The 24,919-nt window shown below is 57.2% G+C and carries 10 protein-coding genes; 5 read left to right on the forward strand and 5 right to left on the reverse strand.

All coding sequences use genetic code 11. From position 1 onward, the window contains the following. The first annotated feature begins 179 nt into the window (after nt 1-179). Nucleotides 180-1,310 (forward strand): AAA family ATPase, encoded by a 1,131-nt coding sequence (locus BED41_RS10235; RefSeq protein WP_084002399.1) that lies wholly within the window; start codon nt 180-182, stop codon nt 1,308-1,310. Here the strand turns inward: BED41_RS10235 and BED41_RS10240 are convergent. Continuing rightward, nucleotides 1,307-2,095, reverse strand: a complete 789-nt coding sequence (locus BED41_RS10240; RefSeq protein WP_066745648.1) for a nitrilase-related carbon-nitrogen hydrolase — start codon at nt 2,093-2,095, stop codon at nt 1,307-1,309. The two genes, BED41_RS10235 and BED41_RS10240, sit on opposite strands and share 4 nt — an antisense overlap. Before the next feature lie 115 nt (nt 2,096-2,210). Continuing rightward, nucleotides 2,211-3,290: a butyrate kinase gene (gene buk / locus BED41_RS10245; RefSeq protein WP_066745651.1), complete on the reverse strand. Its 1,080-nt coding sequence runs from the start codon at nt 3,288-3,290 to the stop codon at nt 2,211-2,213. A 582-nt stretch (nt 3,291-3,872) separates the two neighbouring features. Here buk and BED41_RS10250 point away from each other — a divergent pair. From BED41_RS10250 to BED41_RS10265, 4 genes are read left to right on the forward strand one after another with little or no spacing between them, the layout of a single operon-like run. Further along, nucleotides 3,873-5,261 carry a TolC family protein gene (locus BED41_RS10250; protein ID WP_168160256.1) on the forward strand — a complete coding sequence of 463 codons (1,389 nt, stop codon included), beginning with the start codon at nt 3,873-3,875 and terminating at the stop codon, nt 5,259-5,261. After that, nucleotides 5,248-7,437, forward strand: a complete 2,190-nt coding sequence (locus BED41_RS10255; RefSeq protein ID WP_066745657.1) for a type I secretion system permease/ATPase — start codon at nt 5,248-5,250, stop codon at nt 7,435-7,437. The genes BED41_RS10250 and BED41_RS10255 overlap by 14 nt, the downstream gene beginning before the upstream one ends. Continuing rightward, complete coding sequence (locus BED41_RS10260) at nt 7,437-8,855, forward strand: HlyD family type I secretion periplasmic adaptor subunit (protein ID WP_066745658.1); 1,419 nt, start codon at nt 7,437-7,439, stop codon at nt 8,853-8,855. Before BED41_RS10255 ends, BED41_RS10260 begins: the two co-directional genes overlap by 1 nt. 16 nt (nt 8,856-8,871) lie before the next feature. Beyond that, nucleotides 8,872-19,605, forward strand: coding sequence for a VCBS domain-containing protein (locus BED41_RS10265; protein WP_066745660.1), 10,734 nt, complete (start codon nt 8,872-8,874; stop codon nt 19,603-19,605). Nucleotides 19,606-19,715: 110 nt separating this feature from the next. On the opposite strand, the gene thrS is transcribed toward BED41_RS10265, so the two are convergent. The 3 genes from thrS to BED41_RS10280 all read right to left on the reverse strand — a co-directional run bounded on the left by thrS (nt 19,716) and on the right by BED41_RS10280 (nt 24,866). After that, nucleotides 19,716-21,605, reverse strand: a complete 1,890-nt coding sequence (gene thrS, locus BED41_RS10270) for a threonine--tRNA ligase (RefSeq protein WP_066745662.1) — start codon at nt 21,603-21,605, stop codon at nt 19,716-19,718. 502 nt (nt 21,606-22,107) lie between these two features. Continuing rightward, nucleotides 22,108-22,545, reverse strand: a complete 438-nt coding sequence (dut, locus tag BED41_RS10275; protein ID WP_066745665.1) for a dUTP diphosphatase — start codon at nt 22,543-22,545, stop codon at nt 22,108-22,110. Nucleotides 22,546-22,547: 2 nt separating this feature from the next. Continuing rightward, on the reverse strand, nt 22,548-24,866 hold the full coding sequence (locus BED41_RS10280; RefSeq protein ID WP_066745667.1) for a polyribonucleotide nucleotidyltransferase: 2,319 nt from the start codon (nt 24,864-24,866) through the stop codon (nt 22,548-22,550). Nucleotides 24,867-24,919 lie beyond the last annotated feature (53 nt).

The following is a 24,919-nucleotide window of genomic DNA, read 5'->3' on the forward strand; positions in this document are numbered from 1 at the left end:
CAAACCCCTCATCTCTATTTAGTCTTCAGTGGATTGACTTATCTCTTGTTGGCTGTAGAATAACACTAGTTAGTGATATTGTCAACTTAATTTTCAGACTACTCAGACTAAACTATATATAATTTGCAAATGTAAGGAGTTTATTTTTAGAAATTTTATTCATAAAGGAATGAATATTAATGATAAAAAAAATCGTCTTCTTCTACGGCCCCAAATATAATTTTAAACGCCGTCTGCCGCGGAACAGGGCGCTGACCACGATAAGCGAACTGGCAATATACAGCGACAGGAAGATGAGGGAACATACCTTCAAGATACAGAGCAAACACAGCGGCGACGCCGCGGAGAAGCAGGAGGAACGGCTCGTAATCCCCTGCCTCGTCGCCTACTCGGAGCAGTACGCCTCCATCAGCGAGAGCGCGCTGCATTCTTTTTTAAGTTTCATCGATCAGTTTGAGGTGGAGTCGCTCTATCTGCAAAATCCGCCGGCGCATATCGTGTCGCAGTTCCGCGGACTGCACAGCCGCGTAAAGGTCATAAAACACGAATATAAGACGCTGGATATCGAGGGACTTAAAAGGATAGACCGCGAATACCCGCAGGTCATCATTGGCCAGAAGAATGTAAAGCATCGGCTTCTAACAGCCCTCTATCCGCTTGCGGCGGGAAAGCTCTCAAAGCCGCTTGTGCTGCTCTTTTACGGCCCCACCGGCGTCGGCAAATCGGAGACGGCGAAGTATCTCAGCGAGGTTGTAGGGCAAAAATTATTCCGCCGTCAGTTCTCGATGTTCCACAGCAACGAGTTCGCGCCCTACCTGTTCGGCGGACGCCACACCGGCGACTCTCTCGCCAAGGACCTGATGGAGCGAGAATCTTCCGTCATCCTCTTCGACGAGTTCGATAAGCCGAACCCGCTCTTTCACAGTGCCTTTTACCAGCTATTTGACGAGGGGGTATACGAAGACAGGAACTACTGCGCCGAGGTAAAAAACTCGGTCATAATTTGCACCTCTAACTACGCCTCCGCCGCGGAGGCGAAGGAGCGCCTCGGAGCGCCGCTATTCGCGCGTTTTGACGCGGTGATAGGATTCGGAGCTCTCTCCGCCGAGGCTCTCGGCATTATCCTCGAAAAGCGATGCCGAGAGGCGGTGGCGGAGCTCACCGACGAAGAGAGAGCCATCGTCTCGGAGAGGGAGCTCTGCGGCTCCCTCCTGCCGCTTGTCAGCGGCGGCGACGGCGTGCGCGGCGTTATGCGGATAGTGCGGGAAAAGATTTCGGAGATGCTGCTCGAAGCGGCGCTTCGCCGCTAAAGTACGGACTCCATCAGCCTCACGTCGTCAAAGACGGGGAATTCGCGGCGAGTCTGGCGCACGGTCTCAGCAGAGGCCTCGCCTTCGATGATCCCCTCTCCCGGCAGGATATTCGTGAGCATCTCGCCCCAGGGGTCGATGACGCCGCTCTCCCCCACCATCGTCAGATGTTTGTAGGGGCCGATCAGGTTGCATGACAGAAGGCAGGCGGAGTTCTCCATCGCGCGCACCTTGTTGAGTATCTTGAAGGCCTCGCCGCGCGGCTGGGGCCAGGCGGCGGGAACGATGAATATCTCCGCGCCCATGCCGAGCGTCATCATGCGGAAGAGTTCGGGAAACCTTATATCATAACATATGGCAAGCCCAAGTTTGCCGAATTCGGTGTCGACGACGACCGGTTTGGTGCCGTGCGTAAATGAATCGGCCTCGCGTCCGTAACAGGAGAAGAGGTGTATCTTGCGGTATTCCGCGACATCGGTGCCCTTCCTGTCAAAGAGGAGGCTCGTGTTGTATATCTTATCTCCCTCTTTATGAACGAAGCTCCCGCAGTGGATAAAGGCCCCGAGCTCCTTCGCCTTTTCGGAGATACGGCGCATCAGAGGCCCATCCTTTTCCTCCGCGAAGTTCCAGATCGTACGGTAACTCAATATCCCGATATGCCACAGCTCGGGCAGCACGATAATGTCGGAGCCGCGGCAGCCGTCTATCAGCCCGAAGACCCGTTCGATAAGATCTTCGTGGGCCTCCGTCTCTTTTATTTCCAGCTGGATAAGCGATGCTTTCATGGATGTCCCCCTGTTCGTTTCAGATTTTTCACTTATCCCCTTATCCTATAATGTTTTTCGCATTGGCGCAATAGATTTTTGCCGCGGGATAGGCAGCGGCGGGAAACCACCGCCGTTATTTGTCGTACCGGAATACCCTTGCGCGCTCGCTGCCGCTGAGTATGCGGTAGGCCCCGTGCGCGAGCGACTCCATCTCATTTTCTCCCGGATAGAGCTTCACGGGGGCGATAAAACCGATACGGCGTTCGATCTCGTCCGTGAGCATCTTTGAGTGCGCGAGGCCGCCGGTAAGGATGACCGCGTCCGCTTTGCCGCAGACGGAGGCGGCGAGGTTGGCGATAAATTTAGCTATTTGCAGCGCCATCGCCTCATAGACCAGCCGTGCCTTTTCGTCGCCCGCGGCGATCATCTGTTCGACGCGGCGGGCGTCGCTGGTGCCGAGATAACCGAAGAGGCCGCTGTCGCCGCGCATGACGCGCAGTTTGTCGCGCATGTCGGTTTTATTCTTTCTGACCAGATATTTTATCAGCTGGATCACCTGCTGGCCGCCGGCGCGCTCCGGCGAGAATGGACCTTCGTCGTCTCCCACGACGTCGACGATGAGTCCCTTTTTGTGCAGCGACATCGAGATGCCGCCGCCGAGATGCGCGATGATGAAGGTACAGTCGCCGTAGGCGCGTCCCATCTCCGACGCCGCGCGGTGCGCCGTAGCGCGCATGTTGAGGCAGTGGGTCACGGAGACGCGCGGCATATCAGGGATGCCGCTGATGCGGGCGACAGGCTCCAGCTCGTCCGTTGAAATACCGTCGTAGATATAGGCGTGCGGGATATCATACTTCCGCCGCAGTTCGAAGGCGATGCAGGCGGCGACGTTCGAGGCGTGTTCCTCCGCGCAGACGTTGAGCAGATAGTCCACCATCACGTCGTTTATCTCGTAGCCGCCGGCGTGTATCGGCGGCAGTATTCCGCCGCGCGCGACGATCGCGTCGAAGGCCCCATACTCGGCGACGGCCTCTCTCATAAAGTCGTCGGCCAGCTCCTGACGCATCGGCAGCTGATCCGCCATATAGGGATATTTCTCAAGAAATTCTTTCGTGTGTTCAAATTCTCTCTGAACGACCTTTTTATCGTCAAAGTAAACCGCCATTTTTGTAGATGTCGAACCGGTGTTGAGCACCATGATCTTATATGTCATTACACGCCGCCTCCTCGTGATATTCGCTTATTTTCAGACTAATCTTATCGATTATATTTTATCATCTATTTAACAGATATTACCGTATAAATTAAGTGATATATTATCTTTCGCCAATGATAGATATATCAATATCATATTATAGACACCTAAAAGAAATTTCTAAAATACATTTTATAAAAACCATCAGCCTCTATTTTTAAAAAAATATCATTATGTTTGTACCTGCCGGCAAAAACGATTATTATAAAAATTAGAGGCCCTTTATCCATATAAAAATAAAATGGCATGGTAAATTTAGATATTTTATTTATATATTTATACTTTTTTATTATTTATATTTATTTTTAAACGTAATTTTGTAATAATAACCTCATCTTTTATCAAAGTTTACAAATTTTATGTTATTTTTTATTGACAACAAACCCAATCTTAAATATTATATTGACGAGCTGCAGTCAATGCAGAACGCCCACATCGCGGAGTTTCCGCCTTGTGGGCTTTTATTTTGGCGGCAGAACGCCCACATCGCGGAGCTATCGCGGCGTGGGCGTTTTTTATCTTTAGGAAATGGGTGAAGAGATGAGAAAAATTCTTGTTTTTGTGTTAATGTGCTTACTCCTCCCTTCCGTCGCGGCGGCGGACGAAGGCCAGACAGTCACGATACGGCAGACGATCCAGCGCGCGCTGGAAAGTTATCCCGAGGTACAGGGAAAACTGCACGCCTACGGGGCCTCGCGCCACGATCTTGAGGGCTCCTATTCCGGCTACCGGCCAAAGCTCGACGTCTACGCCGGCGTCGGACGCTACAACCTCGACGGCGACGGTTACCGCTATACGGCAGGAGATATGTACAACCACGACTATGACGGACTTTCCGCCGTCGCGACCCAGCCGATATACGACGGCAACCTCACGAACAGCTCCGTAAAACGCTATAAATACGCGAAGAACATGCGTTACTTCGATCTGCTCTCCACGATGGAGCAGGTCAGCTACGCCGCCTTCCGCTCGCATCAGGATGTCGTCCGCTACCGCGAACTGGTGGCGCTTGCGAAGGGGAACCTGACACGCCACGAGGAGGTCCTGAAAAAGGTCCAGAAACGCACGCAGGCGGGCGTCGACAGCTCGGTGAACTACGACACGGCATATGGACGCGTCGCGCTCGCGCGGGTCAACCTCATAACGGAGGAGAGCAACCTGCACGATGCCGAAACGCAGTACGCGCGTATCGTCGGCGAAGCGCCGGCGGCCAACCTTGAGGACCACGCGATCGACGTCACCCTTCCGGCGCTGCCGCAGGAGGGGCGAAAGGCGGCGCTCGCGGGCAACTATCAGCTCATATCGTACGCAGAGAACGCGGAGTCGATGCGACACATCGTCGGCGAGCAGGCCTCGCGTATGCGACCGAAGGTCGACGTGCGCGCGGGAACCTACCTGAACAATAACGACGACGGCACGCAGGGACGCAAGGACAAGGCCTTCGTCGAGCTGGTGCTCCACTGGAACCTCTATAACGGCGGCCTCGATAAAGAGAATATCAAAAAGGCCATCGAGCAGTACAAAGAGTCGGAAGAGCTCTACGGCAAACTTGAACGCGACGTCGTCCAGTCGGTGCTCATCGCCTACAACGACATCAAGAACACCGAAAAACAGATACCGAACCTCGAGACGCACGTAAAGACCGCGGACGTGACGCGCACCGCCTACACGAAGCAGTTCGAGGCGGGCAGACGCAGCCTCTTCGACCTGCTCGACTCGGAAAACGAATATTTCCAGGCCAGCATGAGCTACGCGAACGCGAAATACAACATGAAGAATATGAAGGCGGAATATCTTGCCGCGACGGGAACGCTGCTGAGCCATTATTCAATAGAGCTCCCCGCGGCGCCCACGCTCGCAGAGGCCAAGATCGACATGGACAAGATTGTAGAGGAGTTGTCGAAGAGACAGAACGATGAGTCAAAATAGCACCTCTGAACATCTGTCAACGGAAACAGCCGTGCCGAGGGAGACGTCCAGCCTCCCCGGCGGCGGCCCTCTGGTGGCCTCTCTCACGCTGATCGCGGCGCTCCACGGACGCCGCATTTCGTGTGACGCACTGCTCTCCGGACTGCCGATGGAGAACGGGGTGCTTACGCCCGCTCTCTTTTCGCGCGCCGCGAAGCGCGCGGGACTTGCCAGCAAAATAATCAAAAGTCCGTTGGAACGGATAAACGGCCTGCTCTGCCCCGCGGTCCTGATACTCGGCGGCAGCCGCGCCTGCGTTGTCACCTCTATCGATGCGGCGGCGGAGAAAGCCTCCGTCATCTTCCCCGGAGAGATGGACGAGGGAACTGCGGAACTCTCTTTTGAGACGCTGCGCGATATCTACACCGGCTACGTGATATATTTGAAGCCGCAGTTCAAGTTCGACGAACGCGCGGGAGCGGACGGCAAGAGGCGCAAAGGGCACTGGTTCTGGGAGACGCTCGCGACGGAGAAAAATATCTACCGCGACGTGATCATCGCCTCCCTCCTCAGCAACATCTTCGCCTTCGCGATGCCGCTTTTCGTGATGAACGTCTACAACAGAGTCGTACCGAACAACGCCGTCGAGACCCTCTGGGTGATGGCAATCGGCGTCTTCATTATGATAACGGCCGACTTCGCGCTGCACATGGCGCGCGGCTACCTTACAGACCTCGCCGCTTCGCGCACGAACACGCGCCTCTCCGCCGACATGATGGAGCAGGTATTGTCCATGCGCAGCGAGGCGCGCCCCGCCTCGGTCGGCTCGATGGTCAACAGCATTCAGGGATTCGACAGCGTACGCAGCTTCATCTCCTCAGCGACGGTATTCGCCTATGTCGACCTGCCCTTCTCGATCTTTTTCATCATCGTCATCGCGATCATCGCCTGGCCGCTCGCCATACCGATACTGATCGGCGGCCTGCTCGTGCTCGCCGAGGCGGTCATGGTGCAGAAACAGATGCGGGAACTCTCGGAGACGACGAACCGCGCCAGCTCGCTGAAAAACGCGACGATGGTCGAAAGCCTAGTCGCAATAGAGTCGGTCAAAACACAGAACCTTGAGAGCACCGTCCAGAACCGCTGGGAAAAGACCGTCGCCCACCTCGAGGCGGCGAACGTGAAGATGCGGCTGCTCTCCTCCGCAGTCATCAGCTGGACACAGTGGATCAACGTCACCATATCGATCGCGACGATGGTCATCGGCGTCTACCTCATCCGCGCGAACGCCATAAGCATGGGCTCGCTGATCGCCGCCTACATGCTCTCCTCGCGCGCGATGATGCCCATCAGCCGCGTCGCGGGGCTTCTCATGCAGTACTACTCCACCTCGCGCTCCCTCTCGGCGCTCGACGACATCATGAACAAAGAGACGGAACATGAGGAGGGAGTCACCTTTCTCAGCCGCCCCGACATCGCGGGCGGCATACAGTTCCGGGACGTCGGCTTCGCCTATCCCGAGCAGGAGCGTCCGGCGCTCTCGGCGCTGAACTTCACCGTCAAACCGGGGGAACACGTGGCGATAGTCGGCCCCATCGGCTCCGGCAAGAGCACCCTCTTCAAACTCATACTCAAACTCTTCCGCCAAACGGAGGGCTCGATCCTCATCGACGGCACCGACAGCCGCCAGATGGACCCCGCCGAGCTGCGCCGCGCCGTCGGCGTCGTGCCGCAGGAGGTAATGCTTTTCTACGGGACCCTGCGCGACAACCTTGTGATGGGAAATCCCTACATCACCGACCAGGCCCTGCTTCAGGCGATCCAGATAAGCGGCGTGGACGGCATTGTGAAAAACCACCCCAAAGGATTCGACATGCAGGTCGGCGAACGCGGCGCAAACCTCTCCAGCGGGCAGCGGCAGGCGGTGGCTATCGCCCGCGCCGTGCTGAAAAATCCTTCGCTGCTGCTGCTCGACGAACCCACCTCGGCGATGGATTCCGGAAGTGAGGAGCGTGTGCGCCACAACCTGAAAATATTCGCGAAAGACAAGACGCTGTTGCTCGTGACCCACCGCACGGCGCTGCTCGACCTCACGGAACGGGTCATCGTCCTTGACGGCGGACGGATCGTGGCAGACGGCCCCAAAGAGCAGATACTCGCGGCCCTCAAAGAGGGCGCAATTGGGAGGGCCTACTGATGCTGGAGCCAATGAACAAAGATAGCTTTGAAAAGGCCGGCAAAGCAATCGCTAAAGTTGAGAACTTCGGCGGCGGCGTCACGCGCCGGGTCTTCGGCCTGCTCTTTAAGGAAAACGCGCGCCGCCCGGGCGACTGGGCCAGCGACGCCGCCTGGGCCGAGGCGGAAGAAAAGCCGCTCAAGGCCAGGGCAATAGTCTACATCGTGCTCGCAACCTTCCTCCTGCTGCTGCTCTGGATGTCCATCGCCAAAGTCGACGAGGTCGTCACCGGCAGCGGCAAGGCCATCCCCACCTCCGGCACCCAGATGGTGCAGGCGATCGACGGCGGCATGGTGGAAGAGATACTTGTGAAAGAATCGCAGACGGTCAGCAAAGATGCCGTCCTCGTGAAGATAAACCAGACCCGTTCCTCCTCCTCCCTCGGGGAGCGCAACGCGCAGCTGCTGGCGCTCACCGCCAAGGCCTCGCGGCTGGAGGCACAGACACAGGGCAAGCCCTTCATCGCCCCCGTTGAGGCGGCAGCCTCAATGCCGAACATCATCGAGCACGAACGCCGCCTCTACCAGACGAGCCTCGATGAGATGCGCTCCGCCGTCAGGGTGGCGCGCGACCAGGCCTTTCAGCGCCGCCAGGAGCTCGTGGAGGCCAACGCGCGCCTCTCGCAGCTCACGGGAGCCTGCGAACTTGCGGAAAACGAGCTCAACGCAACAAAACAGCTGCTCTCGTCAGGAGCCGTCTCCGAGCTTGAGGTGATACGCCTCGAAAAAGAGTCGGCCCGCGCAAAGGCCGACCGCGACCAGGCGCGCGCGCAGATCACGCGTACCAGGGGCGCGATACAGGAGGCCGAGGGACAGATAAAAGAGACCGAGCTGCGCTACCTGAACAGCTGGCGCAGCGAACTCACCGCGACGCTGCGGGAGCTCGAAAGCCTCGAAGAGGGAAACAAGGCGCTTATCGACCGCGTATCACAGGCGGAGATAAGGGCCCCCATCAGCGGCACCATCAAGCGGCTCTTCGTAAACTCCAAGGGAGCCGTCATCATGCCCGGCGGCGCGGTGGCCGAGATCGTCTCGGACCAGGACGCGCTCGTCGTAGAGGCGCGCCTCGCGCCGAACGACAGAGCCTTCGTCCGGGCGGGAATGCCGGTCGTCGTAAAGGTCACCGCCTATGAATACGCCGTTTACGGCGGCCTCGAGGGGACGGTCGAATACATCGGCCCCGACACCATCACAGACGAAAAGGGCAACACCTACTACACCGTCCGTATCAGGACGAAAGAGACCAGCTTCGGCCCGGACCGGCCGATACTGCCGGGCATGGTCGCGCAGGTCGACATCATGACGGGAAAACGTACAATATTAGCCTACCTCTTGCGGCCGCTCTTCCGCGCCAAAGAAAAGGCATTCAGAGAACATTAGACAGGAGGAGACAGACATGGCAAAACAGATCGTGACAAAGGCAGAGGGAGAAGTTTACCGGCTGGATGCTGACGGAGGCAAAATAAAGCTGCAGACCGGCGACATCGTCGAGGCCGGAACGCGGATAATAACTGAAACCGGAGCCTCCGTGCGTTTCGAGGACGAAAACGGCATACCGATGGAGCTTGGAGAAAACTCCGGCGCCGTTCTATTCAGCGACGTTTTAATAGAACCGGGAGACACGCTCTTCGCAATGGACACGGAAGCGGCGGAAGAATCGGCCGCTGAAGGACCTCAGGACGGTGAGGAACTGCCGCTGCCCTCCGACAGCGAGAGCAAGAGCGACACCGTCAGCGAAATGCACTCGTTCGTCAATATGACGCGCACCGAATACGGCGGCGACATAAACCTCAGCTACGCGCGCGACGTCAACGTTACTAGAGAGATAGAGGGACGCGCCTCGCTGAACCCGAGGATAGAATACGACTACAACGTCTCCATCATCCAGGAGGTAAAATCCTACGAAGACCCGCGCTTCCCCTTCGACGGCGGCGGACGCGGCGGCGAGGAAAGCCGCTTCGAGCCCGTACGTCCCGCGGCGGATACCATTCCGATGCCGGAGACCACCGGCACCGCGGCGATGACGGACGAAGACGTCCCCGTCGTCATCGACCCGCTGGAAAACTTCGTCATCCCCTCGGGATTACAGCTCACCGTCACGGGAGCCTCCGCGCAGTACGGTACCGTGCAGATAATCGACGGGAAAATAGCCTACCAGCCAAACGCCGATTACCACGGCGGCGACAAGATCACCGTCACCGTCACCGACCAGGCGGGGCGCACGTACGAAAGCGAGGTCGACGTCACCGTCAGCCCCGTCGACGACACCGTCGACGACAGCGACAGCGTCACAGAACACTCCTCCGTCGACACCGACGTCCTCGCGAACGACAAATTCGCCGACCTCCCCGGCGCGAAGGTGACGGATGTGACGCAGGGACAATACGGCGAGGTTACGATAAACGAGGACGGCACCGTCAAATATACCCCGAAAACGGACTGGCTCGCGGAGGGCGAGAAGCTGACCGACACCTACCAATACACCGTCACCACCGCCGCCGGCAACACCGAAACGGCGACCGTGACGATCACTATAACCGGGACAAACGACGCGCCGCTGCTCACCGACGACGTCAGATACGTCACGGAAGACGCCCCGGACACCAACACCGGACTTCCGCACGGCAGCTCCTTTGACAACGACGACACCTCAAAAGTCACCGGCAACATTCTGGCCAACGACAGCGACCCCGATCAAACCGACACGCTGGCAGTGACGAAAATAGAATTCAGCGACGGCACGACAACGACAGTGAACGCGGGAGAGACGATCGCCGGCAAATACGGAAGCCTGACGGTAAACAGCGACGGGACATACACCTACACGCTGAACGACGGCACGAACGGAGACAAGAATAACAACGTCCAGCAGCTCATGGCGGATGAAAAGGCGACGGATGAATTTACCGTCTCTGTTACAGACGGGCACAACATAAAGACGGAGACCGTCACCATTCACATCACCGGCACTAACGACGCGCCGGTGATAACGATGGAGGCGGGCGACAGCGACGGACACGACTTTACGGGCGGCGATACCCTTTCGCAGGACGGCACGCTGACCGTCGCCGACATTGACGTGAAGGACACCGTTGGCACCGAAAAAATGGATTCCCTCACCGTCAGCGGCAATTATACTGAAAACAGCCTTCCCGGCGGCCTTACCGTCGACGATTTGAAAGACATGCTGACGATCGAGAACGGCTCGATTGACGGCAGCTCTACGGACGGCAAGATAGACTGGCACTTCGACGCGGGCGGAGACGGCAAATTCGACTTCCTCGCCGACGGCGAAAAGCTCACGCTCACCTACAAGGTGAAATCCACCGACGGCTCCGGCGCGGAAGCCACGCACGACATCAAGATCACCATCACCGGCACCAACGACGCTCCGGTCATCTCTCTCGGCGACGGCGACTCGGCGGATGGCGGCGTCAGGGAGACGGATTCGGGCAGCCTCACGGCAAGCAATACCATGACGGTAACGGACGCCGACATCTCCGACACGGTGAGCACGACCGTTACTGGTGTCAAAGTATCCGGATCCGGCGACATCGCGGGCCATATCCCGGACGAGCAGGAGCTTCTTGGCATGTTCACCGCTGAAACCAGCGGACTCACGGACACCACGACGGAGGGAAAGATCAACTGGGCCTTCAACACCGGCGACAAGACCTTCGACTACCTCGCCGTCGACGAAGAGGTCAAGCTGACATACACGATAGAAGTAAAAGACAGCAGCGGAGCCACAGTTACCAAAGATATCGTCGTGACGGTCACCGGCAGCAACGACAGCCCCGTGATAAGCGTCGGCAACGGAGACAGCTACTCTATCTCCTTCGACGATGAGAACGACGCAAACATCGCCGACGGTTCGGCGGGCGGCACGCTCACCCTCACCGACGTGGACGTCAGCGACAAGGTCGGCGTGACGGTCGATAAAGTGGAGATCGACGGCAGCTACACCTACAACGGCGATCTGCCAGCCGGCCTGCAAGAGGCGCTGAAAAATATGCTCTCCGTGACCACAGAAGACATACTCTCCAATACGGAGACAAGCAAACAATTCAACTGGAAATTCAACGCAGGGGCAAACGACAAATTCGACTTCCTCGCCGATGGTGAGACGCTTACGCTGAAATACACGGTCAAGGCCGACGACAAAAACAACATTGCCGGCAATACATCCGACCCTTACAATGAAATGTCGACCGACACGCACGAGATCACCGTCACCATCACAGGCACGAACGACGCGCCTACGTTAAATACGACCGCAGAGGTTAAGTACGACGTTATTGAAGATGTCACGACCGAAGCCACAAAGGACGCCAATATAATAACAGGACGCGTCACGGACGCGGACGCGCACGATATACTCTCCGTCACAGAGGTCAACGGCACGGAAGTTACAGCCAACGACACGGAAATCACAGGCACATATGGAAAACTTGTGATATCGCCTGATGGAAAATATCATTACGTCCTCGACAACGACGATAACGACACGCAGGCGCTGCAAAAGGGCCAGTCTGCGGAAGACAAATTTATCGTAAGGGTCGAAGACGGACATGGCGGTTATGTCGATCAGACGATAACCGTAAACGTCGCAGGCCGCAATGACAGTCCAGATATAAGGGTAGTGGAAGGCAAAGATTTAGCCGAAGGAGCTTTTGCCGAGGGCGAACTTTTACAATCAACCGGTACGCTGACCCTTACCGACGCCGACACCGCCGATAAAGTATCGGCAGCGATCAGCGGTATACAGGTGGGCGGTACATACAATTTGAGTCAACTGCAGGCAGCAGGATTTCTCAAAGATCCATCAAAATTGCTGGAAATGCTGAGGATAAAAAATACTGGTTCCCCAGATTCTGATTTTGCTTCTCGCGATGAGATAATTACCGGCACTGAAACAGGTTCGGATGGAAACATCACGTGGAAATTCGACGCGGGCGGTGAAAAATTCGCTTTCCTAAACGAGGGCGAGACGCTGACTCTCACCTATACCATCAAAGCCGACGATGGGCAGAAGGTGGAGACAGACGCGGATGGCAACTATATTTCCACAGATACACAGACCGTGACGATAACCATCACCGGCACAAACAGCGCGCCCATACTTACGAACGACACAAACTCGGTGACGGAGGACAACGGCCAACTCGACGACAGCCGTCCCGAAGTGACAACGACGACAGGAGACCTCTTTAAGAACGACAGCGACCCCGACTTCAACGGCAAGGGCAACTGGAAGATAACGGCCAAAGAGAGCACATCGGGAAGCGATACCGCGGTCAGCGCCGATGGAACGGAGATCGTGGGCAAATACGGCAAGCTGCATCTGAACCCGAACGGTACCTACACATACACGCTCGATAACAGCTCCGACAAGATACAGCAGCTCGGCCACGACGGCAAACTGGAAGAGATATTTACCGTTACCGTCAAAGACGGCGATCTTCCCGAGAAAACACAGAATCTGACGATAACCATAAACGGCACGAACGACGCTCCGAAGATAACGAAGATCGTCGGCACCGACGAAAATGAGGCGCCCATATATGAATTAGATATAGTCCCGTCAGCTAGCACCCCGGAGGCCAGCGGTACGCTGACCCTCTCCGACGTTGATCTCGGGGACAAGGTGACCGTCGCAAAACTCGGCATAGACGATGCTAACTTTAAGATAGAGGGAGAGCAGGCCGGACTTATCTCTACCAGAAAAGAGCTTTACGATATGCTCTCGCTCTCCAACGTTGATTTCACCACCTCGGACGGCACTCACTCGCATCAGTTCACCTGGACGTTCGAGAGCGGCGACGAGCGGTTCAACTATCTACATAACAATGAAACGCTGATTCTGAAATATAGGGTACAGGCTACCGATGATTCCGGCGCGGGCAACAAAACAAGCAACGATGAATGGATAACAATCACAATCAAAGGGTCCAACCAGGACGGCAATCCGGCTCCCGACACCGGCATCGTGGAAGAGAACGACACGTTGACCATGACCGAGACCAGCCATTCCGGAGCCATTAATCAGAGCAACCAGAATCTGCTCTATAACGACGACTCGGACGGACACATCACGTCATTTAAAATAGGAGACGACGGCGCTTCTCACAACGTACCTGCGACAGGCGTAAACGATGGTTGGGTGGATGTAAAGATAGGCGAAGAGTTGATTGGCAAGATAAAGATAGAGGCCAATGGAAATTATAGCTTTAAAGCCCTTAACAATTTCAGCGGCGAAGTCCCCCCCATCACCTACACCAACAGCTACGGAAACACGGGCACTCTCCAAATCACCGTAACTCCGGTGGCCGACGAGCCTACGTGGAAAGAGCAGAACGATCCGACCAAGCCAACGCCGTCGGGCGACGAGGACACGAAAATAAACCTCAACCTGAAACTGCCGGAGATAACGGACAACGTAGACCTTAACGGCAACGCCCCCGGCGACCATCCCGAGCGGCTCGGATATATCACGATCAGCAACATACAGGACGCAAATATTTATAAGGCCGACGGCACCCTCCTCAACAAGTCGACCAACGGCGAAATAAAGATCGTCATCGTCGGCAACGATGTCAAACTGGATATGGGGCTGCATTATACCGATCTTGGTCTCAGCGGCGCCAATGTCGTGCAGCTCACGCGGGGCGAGTTCGAAAAGCTCCAAATCCAGCAGGAGGCGAACAGCGGAGAGAATATCGTGATAAAACTCGGCGCGACAAGCTACGAGACGGACGACAACGGATTCCCGCTGAAAGACGCCAACGACAAATTTATATCCGACGGCTCCGAGACAGATGTCATCGTAGACGTCAAAGCCGTAACCGACGCGACGCCCGACCTGAAATTTGGCAGCGACGATACGGTCACAAAAACAGCCATCGACAATGCCATCAAGGACGACGGCCTGACGCTCACAGACAGCGATGGAAATAAAGTAACCGACGGCGTCACCAGCGGCGGCGACGACGCCAATCCGACCATCGTAATGGACGAGGACTCCGGCACGCTGAATATCTCCAACACTCTGCTGACCGACACCGGCTCCGCGGCGGACACCGACGACAGTGAAACGTACACCGTCACAATATCCGGCCTCGCCGAGGGGACCGTCGTCAACAGCGTCACCGCCAGCGACGGCAAAGTAATACTCGATTCCCAGGAGATCGACAGCAGCGACCTCAGCTCTTTTATGGAAAGCCTGAAAATCACGCCGCCCAAAGATTTCAACGGCGATATGACCATCACGGTCACGGCGGAGGCCGTGGACAGTGACGACGATTCGCCGGAGGCGGAGCCGAAGGCGAATAGCGACGGGCTTTCGTTCACTCTGCATGTCACGCCCGTCGCGGACGGCCTGGAGACGATCACCGTATCGCAGGCGAAGATATACGAGGACACCTTCGGCGGCGAGTATAACGCGGACGGAGAGCTTATAAATAAGGAAACCGCGCTCGATATCCGCCCGATACTCAACGCCGGCAACGAGTCGGCTACCATCACGGTGGAGGATATCCCCGTTGGCTCGACCATAAAATACAACGGCGTCGAGTATAAAATGACGGGAGATACTTTTTCACCCGACACGGGAGTGAAGATAACCGCCGTCAGGGACGGCGAAGGAAAGATTACCTCCTACAGTATTACAATGGAGGATTTTCAGGAGGGCAAGTTCTTCATCAAGATCAAGCCGCCGCTGGACAGCAACGAAGACTTCGACCTCAAGGTCAGCGGCTTCACCACCGACGGAGACGACATATCATCTTCGATCTCAGATATTATTCTCCACGTGGACGTCGTCGGCGTGGCGGACAACGTCGAAGTTATAACCAGCCCGAAATACGAGGGGGTATCGTACACCGAGGCGCAGGCGGAAAACGGTGAAATTTCCATCAGTAGCCTCTACACAAAAAATGATGACCACTATGATAATTCAGAGAGCGTGACCATCAAGATCACCGGCCTGCAGGACGGCTTCTCCGTCAAGGGCGACAACGTGCGCTTCCTCGGAGGCGAGGGCGAGAGCAGGGAATGGCTCGTCACCAATCCTACGGACGGCGATATCATCACGACGCCGAAAAATTTCAGCGGCGATATCGTCTTTAAGGCGCAGGCGGTCAGCACGGAGAACGACGGCAATTCCTATAAATCAGAATTGACCGATGTAACTATCAATGTCACGCCGACGCCGGAGGCGACAATCACGAGCAGCGTCTTCGCGGACGAAGACACCCTCACGAAGATGGATTTCGACATCGTGCACCAGAACGGCGACAACGACGAAACGCTAGATTATGTCCTGATAAAGGCCTCCGACATCGAGGACGGCAGCTTCACCCTCTACTACAAGGGGGCGGGCGAAGACACAGCGCTGCAGGACGCGGCAGACAAGGTCGACGGAATAACCACGACGACGGTTAACGACGATACTTATTACAAACTGGAGGGCGGCGCCATCAACAGCATTCATATCAAGGGCGGCGCCAATTGGTCCGGCGACGGCAGCATAGAGGTGCGGTATGGCGTCACCGATTCACATTACGGCGATACAGTTACCTCCATTGACGGCGTTACGAAAGAATTCAACCTCGACGGCGGATATTCCGTAACTGTCAAACCAGTCTCCGACACGTCCAGCCTGGATAACCTAGCCAACGTGGACTTTAAGGACAGCAGCGCCACAATAACGGATTCAAATTCAGACGGGATATACACCGCGACGTTCAATGTCACCTGGAATGGAAATAAGGAATCAGTCACGATAGGTACGCACGTCAATACCCCGACCGATGGCGTGAACGGCGCTGACCGCGACGGCAGCGAACAGCTCGTCAGGATTGAGATAAACGGCGTGCCCGACGGGGTCAAGGTCGAAGGGGCCACCTATATGGGCGACGCCGAGGGCGGCACCGAGGGCGGATTGTGGATAATAAATTACAGCGACAAATTTACTAGCGTCGATGAAATACTTAAAGACATCAAATTTACAATCGACCCCGGCAACATCAAGTTATTGCACCAGAGCGGCGATGAGATACCTATCACAATCAAAGCCGTCACGCAGGATACTCTTGAACATGGCTCCGGAGAGACGATATACGGGGAAGAGGTAGACAGTAGCACTACGATAACATGGAATCTTCAGGTCAATTTCGAAGGCGGACCCGGAGTAACGCCGGATATCGGGGCTCCTTACCTGCAGCTCACCGAAGGGCAGGGAACTATTGAGGATTCGCTGACGACGATGAACAACCTCTTCTCCGTGAAATTCACAGAAGACGCCGATCATAATGTAGAATCCAGCGGCGAATACCGCTTCGAGATAACCGTCGGCGGCCTGCCGGAGGGCACGGAGATAAACGGTACCGTAATCACCGGCGGTTCATATACTATCAGCGGTTACGCAGACAACGACACGATCAACGACGTCCTGAAACAGATATTGGTAAAGCTGCCCGATAACTATAACGACAACAACGACAACAACGGAGGCGACGGCCTCGGCCTGTCGCTGTCGTGGCATACATATGGATGGGATATGAACGGCGACGGTAAAACACCGGATCGTAATAGTGACAGCCCAGAGCAGCTAAATCCCACAGTAACCCCGGTGACTGATCCGATGGAGATCACCGTATCCGCCGTGGATAACATTGACACTATGCCGGAAAACCAGGGCGGCAAAGACGGCACACTGACCTTTAAGGTTGATATCGGCAGCGGGAACGACGGCAAATTCGGTGAAGTCGTGGGCAACAAACTTTATCTCAAGGTGGACGGTGCCGCAAGCGGCGATAAGATATACCTCCAGAACGCGGACGGCAGCAGCAGCGAACTCACCGCCGAGGGCGGATATTACGTCATCAGCGGCGTAAACGGCGGCGACAGCCTGACGTTCAAATATCAGCCCGCCGAGTATAGTTCGGGAAAGATCACCGTCACCGCGAGCCTGACCTCGCAGGAGCAGGGCGCGGCCAATCCGGAATCCGCCAGCGGCAGTCTCGACCTTATAGTCGAATCACAAAACAGCGGATATGAGCTTACAGTCAAAGACAGCAGCGGCAGCGAAGACGCCATCTTTGAACTGGACATTGAAAAGTCCGGCCTCATCGATACGGACGGCTCGGAAAAGGCCTACAGCGCCATCATAAAGGGCTTCTCCGATACGGAAAAGTTCATCGTCCTGTACGATGATTCGGATGACCCGTCAAAAGCCGTCATCGCCTCAAAGATTTTCGACGAAGCGACGGAAAGTTATGTCTGGTCAGTCGACGTCAAGGCTGACGGCACGCTTCCGCACATATTCATCCAGTCTCTCGACAATTACAGCAGTGTGGAACACCTCACGCTCACCGTGATATCGGGCGAGTCCGATAAGTTCCCTATCACCAACCCCGTTTTCGATGAATTTGTGGTGACGGTAAAGCCAGTCGCCGACGGCATTTCGGACTTCAACCCCACGCGCTCCATCGGCACGGAGGGAGAGGCGGTGTCGCTCAATATCAACGGGACCGTGGTCGACACCGACGGCTCGGAGACGGTAAACATCGCCGTTAAGGGACTGGGAGACGGCGTTTCTTTCTACGAGGACGGCGCGCTGATCGACGGCGCGCGTATAAGCTACGACGAAACCTCCAACAGCTACGTCATGACTGGTATCAAGTATGAAAATCTCGGAAAAATCACCTTCGTCGGCGCCTCCGGAACGGGAAAGGCCGAGATAACCGTCTCCACGACGGACGTGCTTTTGGATAAGGATGGAAATATCTTAGCGGAAGACATCTCGAAAGGGGAACCACCAAAAGAGATCGATTTCATCATCGACGCCGCCGCGCCAGGCGATAAGGACGACACGATCATCTACAGAGGCGAAGGCTCTTACGACGGACTGGAGGGCAGGGACACCCTCTATATGGCGAACTTCCGGGATTCGGCCAACTCCGGCAAAAACAACATCGACTTCAAAAGCGCGGTCGACATCAAAAATATCGAGATCATCGACATGAGCGACGGCGACCATACGCTGGCAAACCTCACCGCCGAGGCGGTGAAGAATATGACGGACGGCAACAATAAGCTGCTGATCAGGGGCGACGCCGGCGACAAAATCGCGCTTTCAAAAGGATGGGAAGGTGGTAATATCGTCGACGGCTACCGCGTCTATACGAACGACGGCGCGACGATCAAAGTAGCTGGCGACGTCAACGTCACCATCAGCAACGGCATAGATACGGCGAGTTTGATGATGGCGATGGCCTTCGCGCCAATATCCAACGAGGCTGCGGTCATGCCCGACAGTATCACGGACTACGGCGACAGCTCAATGTATGACGGCATTCACGGCTCTGCGCCGCTCTCCATCGGCACGGAGGGAACGCTAGACTTCTCCGCCGTCTCCGGCTCGATGCTGGATTCCATCGATATGACCAACGATACGGCGCAGTCGCTCTTTAACGTCGACCCATTCGGAGTCTACAACGTCACCGGCGGCTCGCATGAGCTGACGATCACGGGGACCCATATCGACGACGTATCGGTTGCGGACGCCTCCGACGTTCCCTGGGGCGCGCCGGAGCTCTCCGCCGACGGCTCGCACTACACCTATACGGCGACGGGCGACTTCGACCATAACGCGGCGACGCCGGACGAGACGGTGACGCTCAACGTCGCGCGCGAGATCTACGACAATACCCTCGCCTACGACGCGCACGCGCTGAACGACGGCGGCCTCGGCGACGATACGCTGACCTTCGCCCACGAAGATTCCGTGATTGATTTCAGCGACGGCGCGGCCTCGCAGATCGCGAATATCGAGCGCTTCGACCTCGGCGACGGCGACCACTCGCTGGCGAATATCACGGCGAAGGATGTCTTCGACATGACGGACGGACGCAACACGCTGACGATAAACGGCGACAACGCGGACCATGTGTCGCTCTCCGACGTGCTGAACGATTCGTCCGACGGCATGTGGGAGGCGAGCCCCTTCCACAGCGTGGAGAACGGCGTCGGCTACAACGTCTACACCGGCAGCTTCGAGGGCCACACGGTGATACTGAAGGTCGAAGAGGACATAATACAGCAGCTGACAGGAATATCCAAGGCATAGGGGCACCGCGCGGGCGGCGAAGTATAGTTTTTTACGTTTATCTCAGACAGGAGAAAGAGCCGGAGGCGCGCAGCCCCCGGCTCTTTCTCTTGTTTATATGGCGTGTGTTTTTACAGCGGGTTGAATTCCGTCTTTGTCTGGGCGAGAAATTCCTCGAATGTCATCGCGCCGAGGTCGCCCTTTGAGCGTTCGCGGACGGCGAGCGTGCCGTTTTCGGCCTCTTTCGCGCCGATGACGAGCATGTAGGGAACTTTCTGAATCTGCGCGTCGCGGATCTTCTTGCCGAGCTTTTCGTCGCGCGCGTCGATCTCCACGCGGATGTCCTGCTCTTTGAGCCGTTTGGCCATCTCTTCGGCGTAAGGCAGGTATTCGGCGGCTACGGGCAGCAGCTTGGTCTGCACGGGGGCCAGCCAGTACGGGAAAGCGCCCGCGTAGTTTTCTATGAGGATACCCATGAAGCGCTCAAGGCTGCCGAGGACGGTCCGGTGAAGCATGACGGGGCGGTGCTCCGCGCCGTCCTTGCCGATGTAGGTCATGTCAAACTTCTCCGGCATCTGGAAGTCGAGCTGGATCGTGCCGCACTGCCAGGTACGGCCGATGCAGTCCTCGAGGTGGAAGTCGATCTTCGGGCCGTAGAAGGCGCCGTCGCCGGGGTTGAGTTTGTAGGGCGTGCCGGTCTCCTCAAGCGCCTCTTTGAGGCACTGTTCGGCGAGCTCCCAGAGCTTCGGGTCGCCCATCGAGTCCTCGGGGCGCGTGGAAAGCTCCACATAGTATTTGAAGCCGAATACGTCCTGATAGACGTAGCGGTCCAGCTCCATGATCGCCTTTATTTCGTCTTTTATCTGCTCCGGCGTGCAGTAGATGTGCGCGTCGTCCTGCGTAAAGGCGCGCACGCGCATGAGGCCGTGCAGCGCGCCGGAACGCTCATGGCGGTGGACGAAGCCGAGCTCCGCCATACGCAGCGGCAGTTCGCGGTAGCTGTGGATGTCGTTCTTGTAGACGAGGATGCCGCCGGGGCAGTTCATCGGCTTCACGGCGAACGGCGCTTCGTCTATCTCCGTAAAGTACATGTTCTCTTTATAGTGGTCCCAGTGGCCCGACTGGAGCCACAGTGAACGGTCAAGGATCATCGGCGTCTTGATCTCCACGTAGCCGCGCTTCACATGTTCTTTGCGCCAGAAGGCCTGCAGGGTGTTCATGATGACCATGCCCTTCGGGTGGAAGAAGGGGAAGCCGGGCCCCTCGTTATGGATTGAGAAGAGGTCAAGCTCTTTGCCGAGCTTGCGGTGGTCGCGCGCCTTCGCCTCTTCCAGGCGGCGCAGATAGGCCTTGAGCTCGTCCTCCGAGCCGAAGGCCGTCCCGTAGATGCGCGTAAGCATTTCGTTTTTCTCATCACCGTGCCAGTAGGCCCCCGCGAGCGAAAGCAGCTTGAAGAATTTGCAGCAGCCGGTATGCGGTACGTGCGGGCCGCGGCAGAAGTCCACGAAGTCCCCTTCGGCGTATACGGAGAGCGTTTCGCCCTCTATGCCCTCGATGAGTTCGACTTTGAGGTCCTCGCCCATCGCGGAGAACTTTTTCACCGCCTCCTCTTTGGAGAGCTCGCTGCGTACCAGCGGGATCTTCTCCTGCGATATCCGGCGCATCTCGGCCTCGATCTTCGGCAGGTCGTCCTCTGAGATCGGCTTCGGGAAGCGGATATCGTAATAGAAGCCGTCCTTTATCGCGGGGCCGATGCCGAACTTCGCCTCGGGATAGAGGCGCAGCACGGCGTGCGCGAGAAGATGCGCCGTCGAATGGCGCAGAAGGTGAAGCCCCTCCTCGCCGTCGGGGAAGAGCGGCGTAAAGACCGTATCCTCCGCGAATACCCTGTCACAGTCCACGGGCTCGCCGCCGACCGTGGCCCCGATCGCCTTTTTCAAATGCCATATGTCAAGCAGCTGGCGCACTGTCGCGCTCTCCGCCTCGTAGCTTTTACCCTCCGGTGTTGAAAAATGTGCCATCATATATTCCTCCTTATTAGTAATCAAAAAGGCCGCCCCCTGAAACAATTCAGGAGGCGGCCTGTATCATCCGCGGTTCCACTCCAATTCGACCCCTGAGGGCCCTCTGACGCGCTGTACAGGGCGCAACCCTGATATCTTATCCTCCCGGCTTCGACATCCGCTCCGGGGTGGTCTTCAAAGCTCTGACGCCGGGAACCTTCCAGCTCTGTAAAACAGGGCTCCCTCTCTGTGACGCCGACGGGCCTCTACTCTCCCCTTCATCGCGCTGCGGTATGCAATTCAACATCTGCGTTTATACCGCTCTGCGGCGTTTTTGTCAAGGTCGTATATCGCTTCCAGAGCACACCAACTCAGCGGCGGCGGTCCCTGGCACCGTACATTGCCGTTTCGCCGCATAAAAATAACCCCGCGCCGTCCAGATAAAAACCTGTTCGCGCGGGGCTATTATTTAATGCGAAAAATCAGCTTCGGAACGAGTCCGGTCAGTCGTTATAAACCGTTATCTCTTCCCCGTGCTGCCGAAGCCTCCCGCCGCGCGCTCCGTGTCGCCGAGCTCCGCCGCGGCCTCGAGTTCGACCTGCGTCACGGCGGCGAATACCATCTGCGCGATACGGTCGCCGGGCTCAATCTTGAAGTCCTCTTTGCCGAAGTTCGCGAGGATCACGCGTATCTCGCCGCGGTAATCCGAATCGATCGTGCCGGGGGTGTTGAGCACCGTGACGCCGTGCTTGAGGGCGAGGCCGCTGCGCGGGCGCACCTGCGCCTCGCAGCCCTCGGGCATCTCAAGGTAGAGCCCAGTGCCAACACAGCCGCGCTCTCCGGCCTTTATCACGGCGGCCTCATTGGCGCGGATGTCCATGCCGGAGGAGCCGGGGGTCGCGTAGGCGGGAAGGGTCACCCCTCCGGCCGCCTTAACCTTCACGGTCATCTTTTCCATTTTTAGTTCTTACGGTCTCTTTCAAAACGACGCGCCGGACGGCCCTGTCTGTCGCCGTCGGAGCTGCCGCCGCGTGAACGGTCATGGCCGCGGTCTCCGCGGTCACGGTCGCCTCTGTCGCGTCCGCCGCCGTCTCTGCGCTCGCCGCCGCCCTTGGGGAACTGCGAGTATCTCTCTTCGCGCGCCTTTTCCGCGGGCACCTGCTCCGCGAACACAGGATCGAGGGCAAGTTCGTCAAGCTTATCAAGTATACGTTTGCGGCTGAGGTTGACGCGGTGCATGTCGTCGATCTCTTTCACCGTCACGATCACTTTATCGCCGATCTCGAAGGCCTCCTCGATCGTCGGCACGCGGTAGTTGCTGATCTCGCTGACGTGGAGCAGCCCCTCTTTGCCGGGCAGCACTTCGACGAAGGCGCCGAAGGAGAGCATTCTTGTCACGGTGCCGACGAATGTCTCGCCCGCCTCTACCTCGCGCACGATGTCTTTGATGATCTTAACCGCCATCTGGGCCGCGTCGTCGTTGACCGCCGCGACGCTGACTTTGCCGCTGTCTTCGACGTCGACTTTGGCGCCGGTCTGCTGGACTATGCCGCGGATCGTCTTTCCGCCGGAACCGATGACGTCGCGGATTTTTTCCGGATCGATGTTGAAGGTGACGATCTTCGGAGCGGTGGGGGCGAGGTCGGGACGCGGAGCAGCGATCGCGCTGTCCATTATGTCTAGTATCTGGAAGCGGCCCCTCTTGGCCTGCGTGAGGGCGTCCGTCAGTATCTGGCGGGTGATGCCGCCGGCCTTGTTGTCCATCTGCAGAGCGGTGACGCCGTCGCGCGTACCGGCGACTTTGAAGTCCATGTCGCCGTAGTGGTCCTCAAGGCCCTGGATGTCGGTGAGGATGCAGATCTGCCCGCCATCGGCGATGAGTCCCATCGCGATGCCGGCAACGGCCTTTTTCACCGGCACGCCAGCCGCCATCATCGAAAGGCTGCCGCTGCATACGGAGGCCATCGAGCTGGAGCCGTTGGACTCCAGAATATCGGAGACCTGGCGCACGACGTAGGGGAATGATTCGTCGTCGGGGAATACGGCGCGGAGCGCGCGTTCCGCCAGCGCGCCGTGGCCGATCTCGCGGCGTCCGGGGCCGCGCATCGGGCGCACCTCGCCCACCGAGTAGGGCGGGAAGTTGTAGTGCAGGATAAATCTCTTGGAGGGTTCGTCAAGCTTGAGGCCGTCCATCATCTGATCGTCAAGTCCGATCATGCCGAGGGTGGTGACTCCCAATGACTGGGTCTCGCCGCGTGTGAAGAGCGCCGAACCGTGCGTCATCGGCAGGATGTCGACCTCGCAGGTGATCGGGCGAAGCTCGTCCATCGCGCGTCCGTCGGCGCGTTTTCTGTCCGTAACGAGCAGCTTGCGGACCGCCTTCTTGACCATTTCGTCCATCAGCGAGGCGATATACTTTGACGAATCGGGATAGCTTTCGGCGAACTGGTCTTCGGCCTTCTGCTGGGCCGCGGCGATCGCCGCGCCGCGCGCCTGCTTCTGGTTGATCTGTACCGCCTCGTATATTTCGTCGGTGAGGTTGTCTTTCACCCAGTTGTCTATCTCTTCGATGACTGCGGGCGCGGGGAGCTGGGCCTTCGGCTTGCCTATTTCGGCGACCACGCCGTCGATGAAGTCCACTATTTTGCGGACCGCTTCGTTGGCGAGCTCCATGGCGTCTACAAGAAGGTCCTCGGAGACCTCTTTCGCTCCCGCCTCGACCATCGTGATGCCGCCCCTGTGGCCGGCGACCACAAGGTCCAGCGTGCTGTTGGGGATGTCCGTCTCATCGGGGTTCACGACGAGCTCGCCGTTGATGCAGCCGATGCGCACCGCCCCTATCGGGCCGTTCCAGGGAATGTCGGAGATCGCGAGCGCGAGTGACGCGCCGTTGATGCCGAGGATATTCGCGGGGTTTTTCTGGTCGACGGACATGACGGTCGACACGACATGGACGTCGTTCCTCATCCACTCGGGGAAGAGGGAACGTATCGAGCGGTCGATCATGCGTCCGCTGAGGATCGCCGTCTCAGAGGGACGTCCCTCGCGTTTTATGAATCCGCCCGGCACCTTGCCGGCGGAATAGTAGCGTTCTTCAAAGTCTACAAGCAGAGGGAAAAAGTCAAGTCCCTCGCGCGCCTTCTCCGCGAGCACCGTCGTCACGAGAAGCGCAGTATCTCCATGCCTGGCAAGCAGCGCGGCATTCGCCTGCTTCGCAAGACGTCCCACTTCAAAGGACATCTTTTTGCCGTATAGTTCCAGTTCAAAAATCCGTTTCATTTTCTTCCTCCTACCTTTTATCTTCAACATTAGAAGAATAGCACAAAAATATA

Origin of the sequence: Cloacibacillus porcorum (assembly GCF_001701045.1) — a bacterium.
In the GTDB taxonomy this organism is placed as follows: domain Bacteria; phylum Synergistota; class Synergistia; order Synergistales; family Synergistaceae; genus Cloacibacillus; species Cloacibacillus porcorum.

What these genes read in the sequence shown, in the direction of transcription:
- BED41_RS10235 (WP_084002399.1), top strand. Translation starts at nt 180, where the DNA reads ATGATAAAAAAAATCGTCTTCTTCTACGGCCCCAAATATAATTTTAAA.
- BED41_RS10240 (WP_066745648.1), bottom strand. Translation starts at nt 2,095, where the DNA reads ATGAAAGCATCGCTTATCCAGCTGGAAATAAAAGAGACGGAGGCCCAC.
- buk (WP_066745651.1), bottom strand. Translation starts at nt 3,290, where the DNA reads ATGACATATAAGATCATGGTGCTCAACACCGGTTCGACATCTACAAAA.
- BED41_RS10250 (WP_168160256.1), top strand. Translation starts at nt 3,873, where the DNA reads ATGAGAAAAATTCTTGTTTTTGTGTTAATGTGCTTACTCCTCCCTTCC.
- BED41_RS10255 (WP_066745657.1), top strand. Translation starts at nt 5,248, where the DNA reads ATGAGTCAAAATAGCACCTCTGAACATCTGTCAACGGAAACAGCCGTG.
- BED41_RS10260 (WP_066745658.1), top strand. Translation starts at nt 7,437, where the DNA reads ATGCTGGAGCCAATGAACAAAGATAGCTTTGAAAAGGCCGGCAAAGCA.
- BED41_RS10265 (WP_066745660.1), top strand. Translation starts at nt 8,872, where the DNA reads ATGGCAAAACAGATCGTGACAAAGGCAGAGGGAGAAGTTTACCGGCTG.
- thrS (WP_066745662.1), bottom strand. Translation starts at nt 21,605, where the DNA reads ATGGCACATTTTTCAACACCGGAGGGTAAAAGCTACGAGGCGGAGAGC.
- dut (WP_066745665.1), bottom strand. Translation starts at nt 22,545, where the DNA reads ATGGAAAAGATGACCGTGAAGGTTAAGGCGGCCGGAGGGGTGACCCTT.
- BED41_RS10280 (WP_066745667.1), bottom strand. Translation starts at nt 24,866, where the DNA reads ATGAAACGGATTTTTGAACTGGAACTATACGGCAAAAAGATGTCCTTT.